This is a genomic window from Lysinibacillus sp. G01H (assembly GCF_028872195.1).
GTDB lineage: Bacteria > Bacillota > Bacilli > Bacillales_A > Planococcaceae > Lysinibacillus > Lysinibacillus capsici.
Genome location: NZ_CP118397.1, coordinates 4,452,658 through 4,464,506 on the forward strand (window position 1 = coordinate 4,452,658; position 11,849 = coordinate 4,464,506).

At 35.8% G+C, this 11,849-nt stretch carries 10 protein-coding genes and 1 pseudogene; 3 read left to right on the forward strand and 8 right to left on the reverse strand.

What is annotated here, in order from left to right; all coding sequences use genetic code 11:
- Nucleotides 1-126: 126 nt before the first annotated feature.
- The 4 genes from PSR12_RS22615 to PSR12_RS22630 all read right to left on the reverse strand — a co-directional run bounded on the left by PSR12_RS22615 (nt 127) and on the right by PSR12_RS22630 (nt 4,586).
- A complete protein-coding gene (locus PSR12_RS22615; RefSeq protein WP_221681786.1) occupies nt 127-819 on the reverse strand; it encodes a stalk domain-containing protein in 693 nt (230 codons plus the stop codon).
- Between the two features lie 152 nt (nt 820-971).
- A complete protein-coding gene (locus PSR12_RS22620) occupies nt 972-2,642 on the reverse strand; it encodes a helix-turn-helix domain-containing protein (protein ID WP_274770619.1) in 1,671 nt (556 codons plus the stop codon).
- 135 nt (nt 2,643-2,777) lie between these two features.
- Entirely contained in the window at nt 2,778-3,770 is a 993-nt protein-coding gene (locus PSR12_RS22625) for an ABC transporter substrate-binding protein (RefSeq protein ID WP_274770621.1), read from the reverse strand.
- 327 nt (nt 3,771-4,097) lie between these two features.
- Nucleotides 4,098-4,586 (reverse strand): VOC family protein, encoded by a 489-nt coding sequence (locus PSR12_RS22630; protein ID WP_274770622.1) that lies wholly within the window; start codon nt 4,584-4,586, stop codon nt 4,098-4,100.
- A 495-nt stretch (nt 4,587-5,081) separates the two neighbouring features.
- On the opposite strand from PSR12_RS22630, the gene PSR12_RS22635 reads away from it, so the two are divergent.
- Both PSR12_RS22635 and PSR12_RS22640 read left to right on the forward strand, forming a co-directional pair.
- Complete coding sequence (locus tag PSR12_RS22635; protein ID WP_221681790.1) at nt 5,082-5,423, forward strand: hypothetical protein; 342 nt, start codon at nt 5,082-5,084, stop codon at nt 5,421-5,423.
- Between the two features lie 227 nt (nt 5,424-5,650).
- Nucleotides 5,651-5,905, forward strand: a complete 255-nt coding sequence (locus PSR12_RS22640; RefSeq protein ID WP_004225307.1) for a GlsB/YeaQ/YmgE family stress response membrane protein — start codon at nt 5,651-5,653, stop codon at nt 5,903-5,905.
- A gap of 248 nt (nt 5,906-6,153) precedes the next feature.
- Here PSR12_RS22640 and PSR12_RS22645 read toward each other — a convergent pair whose 3' ends face one another.
- Complete coding sequence (locus PSR12_RS22645) at nt 6,154-6,918, reverse strand: SDR family oxidoreductase (protein WP_221681792.1); 765 nt, start codon at nt 6,916-6,918, stop codon at nt 6,154-6,156.
- Nucleotides 6,919-7,593: 675 nt separating this feature from the next.
- Between PSR12_RS22645 and PSR12_RS22650 the strand changes: the two genes are divergently transcribed.
- Nucleotides 7,594-8,058 carry a DUF2691 family protein gene (locus PSR12_RS22650; protein ID WP_257520800.1) on the forward strand — a complete coding sequence of 155 codons (465 nt, stop codon included), beginning with the start codon at nt 7,594-7,596 and terminating at the stop codon, nt 8,056-8,058.
- Nucleotides 8,059-8,213: 155 nt separating this feature from the next.
- Here the strand turns inward: PSR12_RS22650 and PSR12_RS22655 are convergent.
- From PSR12_RS22655 to PSR12_RS22665, 3 genes and pseudogenes are all read right to left on the reverse strand, one after another.
- Nucleotides 8,214-8,389: pseudogene (locus PSR12_RS22655) on the reverse strand (IS3 family transposase); the annotation flags it as partial.
- A 473-nt stretch (nt 8,390-8,862) separates the two neighbouring features.
- On the reverse strand, nt 8,863-10,665 hold the full coding sequence (gene glmS / locus PSR12_RS22660; protein ID WP_054549731.1) for a glutamine--fructose-6-phosphate transaminase (isomerizing): 1,803 nt from the start codon (nt 10,663-10,665) through the stop codon (nt 8,863-8,865).
- Between the two features lie 604 nt (nt 10,666-11,269).
- On the reverse strand, nt 11,270-11,785 hold the full coding sequence (locus PSR12_RS22665) for a type 1 glutamine amidotransferase domain-containing protein (protein WP_274770625.1): 516 nt from the start codon (nt 11,783-11,785) through the stop codon (nt 11,270-11,272).
- Nucleotides 11,786-11,849 lie beyond the last annotated feature (64 nt).

An 11,849-nucleotide genomic window follows, 5' to 3' on the forward strand; every position in this document is an offset into this window, starting at 1 on the left:
AAGTGTAAATATTTACAAATATGTATTGACATTTCTCTATTTTGAAATAGTTATGAAGAGGTTAAATTTAATGAGACGATGACAAATTAGTATGTCATCGTCTTTTTTGTTTAATAGGTAGAAGGTTTATTGAATAAATTTAGGATCTAATATACCTAAACCACTACCTTCCAGTTCAAACTTCACCTTTGAAACTCCATCTAAATTAACATGAACCTTTACTTTATCTTTGATTGCTCCACTATCAAAAACTAATTTACCATCTGCGTAAATTTTCAAGAAACCTGCTCCAAAGGAATTAGCTGCTAATTTTTTAATTGGTGCCAAATAGGTTTCGAATCCCTTGTAATTTCCATTGGCTAAGTATTCCACTGCATGGTCTTGAACTGCGCCTCCTCCATGATAACCACCAAGCTGATAGGATCGCTCAAATTTTTCACCTGTACTAATAATGACAGAGCTTGGATTGTGGAAGAAGTGGTCTTCATCACTTCCAATAGGTTTTACATCTTTTAAAGCGATGAATTTTGGAACATCACCAATATAAACGGATTTTGTTTTCCCATCCCATGTTACTTCTTCACCTAAAGATTCAGCAATAAATCGCATTGGGACATATATTGTGCCTTGATAATTAAATCCAGCTTGACCTTCTGGCGGTACTTTCTCAACCTTATCTACATAGTAATTAATTGGATCCTGAGACACGCTAATCTTTTTCAGGTCACTTGCTGCTTCCGTTGTTGAAAAGTAGGTAAAAGTCAAACCTCCTACTATAAAAAACCCTAAGTAACTAGTTATTATAAATAGCTTTTTCATAAAATCACTCCTTAAAATAAACATAGATATATGTAATTATACCAGAAATTTCATACAGGCTTTAAAGATTTATATCAGGATTATTTTTTGAGCAATTATACGATTAATGGCAAAAACTCGATCCAGCTAATGTATCGAGTTTTAATTTTTGATTATCGAATAATTTTCTTCTTAAAAATAGACGGTAGTACCTCTAACAACCGTTCACGTGTAATGGGATCACAATGATTCCATGTAAAATCTATGAAATGAGTCTTACCTGGAGCTAGCTCGATTAACGTGGCGATTTGTGGACAGTGAGTAATCGTTAGTAATTCTTTGGGGGAAGACAAGATAAAATTACGCTCTCCAGCATAGTGATTTATTTGATGCTGCTGAATTTCTATCCATGCTTGCCCTTGCTCGATTAGCAGCATTACCTTAGGAGTAGGACGAAAGCCAAGAGATTCATACAAGCTGGCAGCCAATCCAGTCTGACACATAACATAATATTTAGTATCTAACTTGAGATAAACAGTCGCCGTCTCCCCAGCAACATAAACATCTGCTAATTGCCTACGTAACAATCTTACTTTGTTCTCATATGTAGTAATCCACTTCTCTGCCGCTTTACTCCGTTCAAATAGTTTAGCAATATATCGTAACCGCTCAAATAGACTAAGCTTGCTACTCAGTATAATAGTAGGCGCAATCGCATCTAGTTTCTGCAAATCATGTTCAGGATGAAAATAGCTAAGCAATAATAACTCTGGCTGCAGCTGAGCTATTTTATCCGGATCGACCCAATGCCCAATACTATGAATGTTCCTTAATTTATTGTGATAAACCACGTTATCTTTCATGATTGAGATGGCCGCTCCTATAGGGGGTATGCCTAGAACAAGTAATTCCCCAAGTGTAAATTTGCCATCAGTCACAATACGTGTTGCATCTTTAGGAACATGAATCTTTCTACCAAATGAATCGATAACTGTTCTTTCTGGAGTATAAAGGTGAATGTTTGCATATTCACGTGGGGTGTTTCCAGTTAATTTATGAAAGCATCGACTAAAATAATATTCATCCTTAAACCCAATTTGTCGAGCTATTTTTCTCAATGGCTCAGTGGAATTACTAAGAAGTTTTTTTGCCTGGTTTATACGTACATAAGTCAAATAATCAGTCGGCTTTTTACCGGTCAATACTTTAAACTTTTGACTATATTGCCATCTTACCATTCCAGCCATGTTAGCTAATTGTTCAACTGTCAAGTCCTCATCATAATGCTGTTCTATGTACTGTACAGTTTGTTGAACCAATTTTGTCTTTTCTTCGTTCTGTAACAGGTTAGCTTGTTCATCTAACTGAACCATCATAGCTAGAATTTGCTGAAGTCTACCTTGCAACATGGCCATTTCTAATGTGGATAGAGAGGAACAAAATCGATTATTTATCCATGCTTCATTTCCTAATACCTGCTTGACTTGAGAAAATAACAGATGATAGGGATAACCATAAAGCAAGGGTGGATGAGCAATTCGGTTCAAGGTCATTCCTTCTACCTCAAAGGTTTCAAAGGTAAAGCGAGCAAGCTGTGCCTCTTTGTTTCTTGACTCTACCGTGTAGCTTTGTACAGGTAAAATGAGCGTGCAGCTTCCTTGTCGTAGATCGATTGCCATTTTGTCTACATATAGTCGTATGTCAGGACTGAGTGCTATCAATAATGTACATAAATTTGTTTCATGATTATTTATTCCCTCATTATGGCTATTAGCTGACATTAGTCGGTCAACTTGAAATCGATCATAGTGTTGTAGTCTAATATATAAGGATGACAGATTCATAAGCAACTCTCCAAACATTGAAAATGATTCTCATTATCGTTATTGTAACATATAATGACCCACTATTAACGATTGTTCGAGTATGAGCTATTTAGAATACTAGCGGTTTAAAAATTGATTGGGCGGATACATTTTTTACTGTTTGCGCATCCACGCTGGTAGCTTTTGGAACAATTGCTCCAAAGCTAATAAATTATCTGTATTCCATTCATTAGGAACAACATAAACTTTTCCCTCTTTGACCGCAGGCAAAGTTCCCCATATAGGGCTTTGTAGCAACCGATCAGCTTGTGCTTCACTTTCACTATCCTCTTGTACAATGACAAACAAATGATCACCAGCAAACTCAGGAAGCACCTCTTCGGAAACCTCTAGGAAAGATACCCCTTCTACATCAATAATATTCTTCTGTACTGCTGGTGGAACAGCAAAGCCATTTTTTCCATAAATAATAGCACCTAGGCTACGATCACCCATGACATAAAGCGTCTTACCTAGCTGATAGAAAACTGTTGCAGTCTCCCCTTCTGTTAATGGAAACTTGTCAAACATTTCGTTAGACTTTGTTTCAAACTTAGCAAGCAATTGAGCTACTTCTTCCTGCTTGCCTAGGATATTCCCCATCTCTTTTACTCGTTCTGTATAAGGAAGAGCAGGGTTAAAGGGAATCGTAGTAGCAATTTTTGATAATTCTTCATTAAGATTTGGATCCGCCTTGTAATAGCCATTAATAATTAGATCAGGTTTTAAAGTCAAAATCGTCTCTAAGTCAGCAGGATTACCAATATCAACGATCCCTTCAAGTTTGCCTTCATAGTAACTAGGAGAATCTTTAGGAAGATTATTACCAACAATCGCAATATCCATCGCCAAGAAATCACCAACTGTCTGACCAATATAAACGACTCGTTTTGGATCTGCAGGTATTTCAACCTGTTCACCTGTAATCGTTGTATATTGAACAGCTGTCTCACTTTCCTCTGCTTGCACATCAGATTGAGTATTTTTCTCGTTTTCCTTTTCCTGCGCCTCAGATGTGTTGCTATTAGAACTACATGCCGCTAATATCAATAGCAACAGGAGGAAACTCCCCCATAGTATAATTCGCTTTCCTATATATTTCTTCATATTTGTTGCCCCTTTCTAATTTATCTTTAATTGAAAATGATTATCATTTACAGAGTTATTATAGATTTTATGAAAGGGCGAAACAATGAAAAAAACGCAATAATTTATTTGGATAAATGTCAATACTCAGGATTATGATAGCCTTTTGGTTTTTTATCTTCAGGTTTAGTGAAGAATTATTCATTCGTTTTCGACTATATGATCAAGTTAGAGCCTCAAGAGGGAAAATGGTGAAATTTAAGCGTAAAAATTAGCTCCCTATAGAAACAAAAAAGAAACCATTTTAGTGGTTTCTTTTCATATCAACAAACTTGTTGATTAGCTATACTATTTGATTTCTTCAGCGAGCTCTAAAATAATTCCTTCTGGCCCACGAACGTAGCATAATTTATAGGCGTTTTCGTACCTATAAATGTCACTAATACGTTCTGCGCCCTTCTTTACCAATTTGTTAACGAGGGCTTCAATATCTTCAACATTGAAGGCAATATGCTGGATACCCATAGTATTTGCTAGAGGATGCTGGATGCCTATTTCACTTGATGGCGCGTTAAATTTTACAAGTTCAATATTCGCCTCACCGTCTGGTGTTCGCAACATTACTATTTCTAGATTTGCGTCACTAGCTGACGTTCGCAATTTTGCAGCGTCCTCTTTAATATCTTGAAGCCCTATTACCTGCTCCATCCTCTTCACCCATTCACCCTCCACTTTTCCTTCCCCTATCACCTCAAGGCCAAAGTCAAGAAAAAATGCTTTAGCTGAAGGAAGATCATTGACGATTATCCCCACATGATCAATCTTACGGATTTTCATATTTCAAACCACCTTTCTCCTATTTGAGTAATTTATTTTTAATTCCAGAATAACTTCCCAAGTGCTTAATCGAAAGGTTAAATACCTTTAGTGCCGTAATTAATAGCTATCGTTCATTAAGTAGTATAGGCGAACTCATGGTAATTTGACTGGCATGATTGTTTTAATTAAAAATATCATAAAAACTTATCAAAATAACAGAGGAAGGCCTAGTTTCAATCCACTTAATTTCTTGATTATACTATAATTCAAAAGCCTTAAAAATATAAAAACCCCCATTAGATAATCAGATACTTTGTTTATCTAACAGGAAAGTTTTAGCCGATTAATTATGTGTAGTTACAGCCTTAACTTTTAATTAAATAAACTAATAATTGTTAAATAATGTTAATAAATTTCGTTTTTCACCCGATGATAAAAGTGTGTTACAGATAATATAAAAGAGCAGATATATGAAGATGCTTGAATACTATGAAGAGAGAGGTGTATTAAAAGATGGTTTCTATGGAAGATATGAGTATAAGGTTAACTATCCTTCAAGGAGCTTACGGATATAAAGGTTTTACGGAACAAACTGGCGTAAATATGTATAAAACTGATTTGAAAGCTTTTCAAGAAACAATAGAAACTGCAAAAGAACCAATTAATGCTAGTAAAATTTCAAAGTTATCACCCGACCAAATTAAAGTGCTCCAAGGGGCCCCAAGTGGTAGTTGGTTGATTCCTTTACTGAGTAGAATGGGGCAATTAGGGATGATGGATTTACGTGAGGGACTAGTGAACCCCAAAATATTTCAATACACTTCGACAATGAATGCTTATAAAAGATCCATTTAAGCTAAGTGAAATAAAAGGCATTAACGAAAAGGTTTTTGCCTTTCTATTTGCTATGTAAATACAAAAGGTCAATATATGAAGCGTATGTATCGTGACAATGTCCGCTATCTCCTTTGAAACTTCTCCTAATTTTTATTTTTTTCCTCCTTATAGTTTGAAAGAGTTCAATAAAGGTTATAAAACACTATAACGAAATATTTAAAATACAAAATTAGGAGATGGATAGTATGAGTTTCATTTGGTTTTTAATAATTGGCGGGCTTATCGGTTGGCTTGCAGGTATAATTTTAGGTAAAGATATCCCAGGAGGAATTATTGGTAATATTATTGCAGGTATTATCGGTGCATGGATTGGTGGTATGCTTCTTGGAAGTTGGGGTCCTAAAATTTCGGATTTCTATATCTTCCCTGCCCTTATTGGAGCAGTTATACTAGTTTTCATTTTGAGTGTAATTCTGAAATCATTGCGTAATGCTTCGTAAGCTAAATAGATCTCTTAATTTGTTTCTATACAATTAAGTGAATCAGATGTAACCAATAATAAATGGTGACTGTGCTTATAACAAAAAGGCGGCCTCCCACATCATATCTGTGGAGAGCCGCTTTTACTTTGTTCTTAATTAACTTAATAATCCACCGCTCCGTGAATTCAATTAGAACAGAACAGCCTATACAACAATAGTGCCTGATTGGGGAAGACCATGCCATACAAAGCTTGATAATTAATGTTCTATAAATGAGATCCTCCACTTGCATCTAGCAATTGACCAGTTACCCAACGACTGTCTGAGGAAGCAAGAAAGGCGACAATATCTGCCACATCTTCGGGCTCTCCCCATCTGTTGAAAATTGAAAGACCAGCTGCATATTTTTGTCCATCAAGGTTTTTCAAAGTCTCAGCATTCATCTCTGTATTAATAATTCCAGGCTGGATGGCGTTTACCGTAATATTCCGGCTCCCTAATTGTTTGGCTAGAATACGCGTAAATGTGTCGATTGCACCTTTGGACATACTGTACGTGAAGACACTTGGTGAAGCTACACGTGTCACAAAAGATGAAATATTAATAATTCGCCCCCCATCTTTTAAACGTGGTAAAGCTTGCTGAGTAACAAAAAGTGGTGCTTTAATATTCATCTTCATTACCTCGTCGAATGATTCTTCCGTGGTCTCTTCTAAACTAATAACTTGACCAATTCCAGCATTGTTGACAAGAATATCGAATCCGCCACCGCCCGTATATTCCGGAATAGTAGCATCCAAGGTAGTAAATAAATCTTGAATACCATCTAAAGTACTAAGGTCAGCACCAATCGCCAAAGCATTTCCTCCGCTTTGTACGATCTGGTGAACAACTGCTTCTGCCTCAGTACGTCTTTTCCCATAATGAACGACGACAAAGGCTCCCTCTTGTGCCAGACGCAAAGCAATACTGCGGCCAATTCCTCGACTTGATCCTGTAACTAAAGCGATTTTGCCTGTTAACTTACCCATGCTTCCATCTCCTTGTTCAAACATAGTTAGATTACATAGAGAATTATATCAAGGAACATTATTTGAAATGTTGCTCTCCTATTCGGTTTCAAGGGGTGTTTCGTTATGGATAAAAACACCCCTTTAGATTAATAGTATCCAAAGGGGTAAAATGGTGTAATTTTGTTACAAACGGTATGACTTTATTTAAAATCACCAACATATGTTGGTTTGGAATAAAGATTGATTAAAAAATATCCCTCAACCCTTATCTAATATCAACTTCAAAAACTCCATTTTGAAAAAAGTTTGATCAAAATGGAGTTACTCTTTTTAGATAAGTATGAGATTTTATAAAAAAGTTTGATTATTTACCAGCAATGTTGCTCAACAATAGCTTCCTATTGCTGAAGACCTGTAATTGTATTAACAATATTAAAAGTAAAAAAACCAAGAAATGTTAGTTTAACAGCATTTCTTGGATTTCGGTCTCTAATCCTCTACTTCTATACCCTACCTTGAATGGAATATCAAATTGTGAAAGACTCGGACACTTAACACAAATTAAAGGATTCGATTTATATTGGAGATACCCTTCCTTGGTCGCTGACGTATACTACATTAATTTTTGTAATTTATGGAATTTTATACTAAAATTTATTATAGCTACTAAACAATTTTAGAAAGGGTGTTAAAATGCGAGGTATAACCTTCGAGATTAAAAATGAATATGGCAAGTTTTTATCTGATATTTTATCAAATATAATTAATCCTTCTTGGTATTGGTCAGTAGGTCCTGGAGAGTCTTACAAAAAAGAAAAAGGAACACTAGGTTCAGAATTATTTCCCCCCAGTGTTATTTTAAATGGTCAATCATTCTTAGAATATATATCAACTGATGAATATTATTTAGTATTTACTGACCTAAAAGCTTTTCCAAATATGGAAGAGGTAGTGGAAATTAAAAGTTATGAAGATTTTTTAAAAAGCACTTGTGAACTTGCACTTCTAATTATAGACTCATGCTATGTATCAATTTTTTCAAAAGATGAGTCAACTATTCATAAACTTTTCGAACGTGCAACAAATTTTCATTACACTAATATTAAATATATCACTAATGAAAATGATACACATACCAGTTTGACAGTATGGGGATAAGTGAATGAAATCTAAACTATCCCCATTGTAAAGGACATTTTTAAAAAAGCTAGGCAACTTGTTGAAGCTACTGTCTGTACTTTGCAGGTGGCAGCTTTTTCAAATGCCATTGCTCTCAAATATAACGCTTAATTTCTTGCTACTTCTAATGTTTAACATTTATGGATATTTATTTCGTCTTTAAAATGCTCAAAAATGATTCTTGTGGCGCATTGTCCAAACAGTTTCCTGCGCTTGACATGGATTGCCCTAATCCCATTTTCTTCACAAGTTTCTGGAATTGTGGATTGGTATAATGGAATCCTTGTTCCGAATGAATAAAGGAATCTTCTGTTAAATGGTTTTATACCAATTAATTCAACATCTAAACCAGCATGCTCCTCTTGGTAACTTCCCTTTTTTCATTTTCGCCTCCCAGCTATCTATAAAAATTAGTATAGGTACTCATGAATTTTTTAATTGCCTAAGACCACTTTTAAAATGATTGTCAATTTTGCATACACAAGTCAGACATACCGGATATAACTTAAATATCAAATCTTTTTTATAAACATTACAACTTTATTTCAAATCTACAACTGACAATATTAATTATAATGCCTACTGCAGTATTCAATTATATATGTTAATCAATCTATAGATATAAATACATTTTTAGAAAAAGCAAAAACCCTGATACAGCAATATTTCCACTGTATCAAGGCTTAATTTAGATGTCACAACATAATATATTATTTATGACAAACACAATTATATATTATGACAGTATTAGTTATAACTCACAATTAAATCTAATTTTTGTTCTTACTCAACAGTTACCGATTTAGCTAAGTTACGTGGTTTATCTACATCACAGCGTCGGTGAAGTGCAGCATAGTAGCTAATTAATTGTAAAGGTACTACTGATACAAGCGGTGTTAGTAATTCATGAACATGTGGAATGACTAAACGGTCGCCATCTTCATCAATGCCAGCCATCGCGATAATACATGGATATGCACCACGAGCCGCTACTTCTTTGACATTACCACGGATGTTTAATCCTACTGATGCTTGTGTGACAAGCGCAAACACAGGTGTACCTTCTTCGATTAAGGCAATTGTTCCGTGCTTCAGTTCTCCACCAGCAAAGCCTTCTGCTTGGATGTACGAAATTTCTTTTAGTTTTAAGGCACCTTCAAGGCTGACATAGAAGTCCATATTACGGCCAATGAAGAATGCGTTGCGTGCAATTTTCAAGTAATCTTCTGCAATGTCTTCTAGCACATCTTTTGAATCAATAATTGTTTGGATGCCATTAGCGGCAATCGCAAGCTCTTGTTTTAAATCAAATTCTAAGCCTTTGCCATTTGCCTTTGCTGTCACATAGGCTGCTAATGCAAGTACTGCTACTTGTGCCACATAAGCCTTTGTAGAAGCTACAGCAATTTCTGGACCTGCATGTAATAACAAGGTATGGTCAGCTTCACGTGATAACGTAGAGCCAGGTACATTTGTAATCGTTAATGTTGGATAGCCCAGCTCTTTAATTTTTACAAGTACTTGACGGCTATCTGCTGTTTCACCTGATTGTGTAATGAAGATAAATAATGGTCTTTCTGAAAGTAATGGCATGTTATAGCCAAATTCACTAGAAATATGCACTTCTACAGGGATACCAGCCATTTTTTCGAAATATTGTTTACCAATAAGTCCCGCATGATAGCTTGTGCCCGCTGCAATAATATATAAACGATCTGCTGCTCGTAATGCTTCTAAAATCTCCGCATCAATCGTTAAATCACCATTGTCACCTTCATATGCTTGAATGATTTTACGAATAACTGTAGGCTGCTCATCCATTTCTTTTAACATATAGTGTGGATATGTGCCTTTTTCAATATCACTCATATCAAGCTCAGCCGTATAGGGTGCACGCTCTACTACAGTACCATCTAATTTTGTAATTTCCACACTTGCTTTGTGTACGATAACTACCTCTTTATCGTGAAGCTCTACGTATTGATCTGTTACCTGTAGCATCGCCATTGCATCTGACGCAACAACATTGAAGCCTTCACCAATTCCAACTAGAAGTGGTGACTTATTTTTTGCTACAAAGATTGTATCTGCTGCCTCTGCATCTAATAGTGCCAGTGCATAGGAGCCATGTAATAGAGATAATGTTTTACGGAAAGCGTCTGCAGTGCTTAGACCATCTTTCACAAATAACTCTACTAATTGCACAATAACCTCTGTATCTGTATCAGATTTCATTGGAATGCCTTTTAAATATGTTTTTTGCAATAAGTGATAGTTTTCGATAACCCCATTATGCACAAGTGTAAAGCGTCCTGATGCACTTTGATGTGGGTGAGCATTTAAACGATTTGGCACACCATGTGTTGCCCATCGAGTATGACCAATACCAATTTTCGCAGCAACATCTTCATCTACCGCTTCTCGTAAATCTGCAATACGCCCTTTTTCTTTGAAAACCGTTACGCCTTCCTCGTTACGTACTGCAATACCTGCTGAATCATAACCACGGTACTCTAGCTTTTCTAAGCCTTTTAATAAAATTTCCTTTGCATCTGATTCACCGATATATCCTACAATTCCACACATAATTCTCGTCCTCCGATAATGTCAATTTAATGCAATGACAAACTAGGCCTCATCCTATCGAATTTTTTTGAATGTACAAGCGATGCTTTATTTTTATAAAAATAAAGCACTCCAATACACACAAGCTACTCACGCTACTCAGCCAACTGAATAGAGATCTTCGATATGTGAAGCTTCATCTATTTATCTATTGCTTTTACAATACCTTCTCCATTTTCTGTACATTCAATCACTCAAATGCTTTCAAAATGGAAAATGACAATCGGGTATGTCGATTGGGAGGCATCCGCCGAATTTTCGATAAACCTCCACCTCGTCTGCTGAAGATCTTTTCGTCCGATTTCTTCAGCTCAGGCGCTATAATTGTTTTCCGATTTTGCGCTTTCTTCCCTCCTTAGGCGCTCGTTAAAGAATAAGGTCGGACCTCATCTTCAACTTCTCCATCATACTCAATCATATGCTATCCGTCAAATTTTCGTTATAAAAAACACCTAGTCCTAAAGGTTTTTCGTGACAAATATGTAGACAAAGCGATACATAAGCACTTTGATAAGCATTTTAATACAAAATAGGCACAAGCATCTAAAATGCTTGTGCCTATCCTTTATTTACTGTCTAATAATTTAACGATTTCTCTATTAAATGCAGGAAGATCATCTGGCGTTCTACTTGTTACAAGCTGTTTTTGACAGACAAATACTTCTTCATCATGGAAGATTGCCCCTGCATTTTCTAAATCCACTTGAATGGATTTATAGCCTGTGGCGTCACGACCATTTAATGTCTTTGCAGTAATGAGAAGTTGTGGTCCATGACAAATGGCAAAGGTAGGCTTCATTTCATCCATAAAGGTCTTTGCAAATGCTACTATACGATCATCTGCACGTAATATATCAGGAGAAAAACCACCAGGAATAAATAATGCATCGTAATCTGTAGCTTTTACATCATCAATGCCTTTATCAATTTTCACTGACTCTCCATGCTTACCCTTAACTTCCTTGCCCGCTTCGGTATCAATTGTTACTAGCTGATGCCCAGCTGCTTCCAAAGCTTCTTTAGGGCTTGTAAACTCAATGTCCTCAAACATATCTGTTATAACTGTAGCAATTTTAGCCATATCAATTAAACACTCCTTGTTATTGTGACTCCTAATTACTGTTCCCCATCTCGCTTATTTAAAA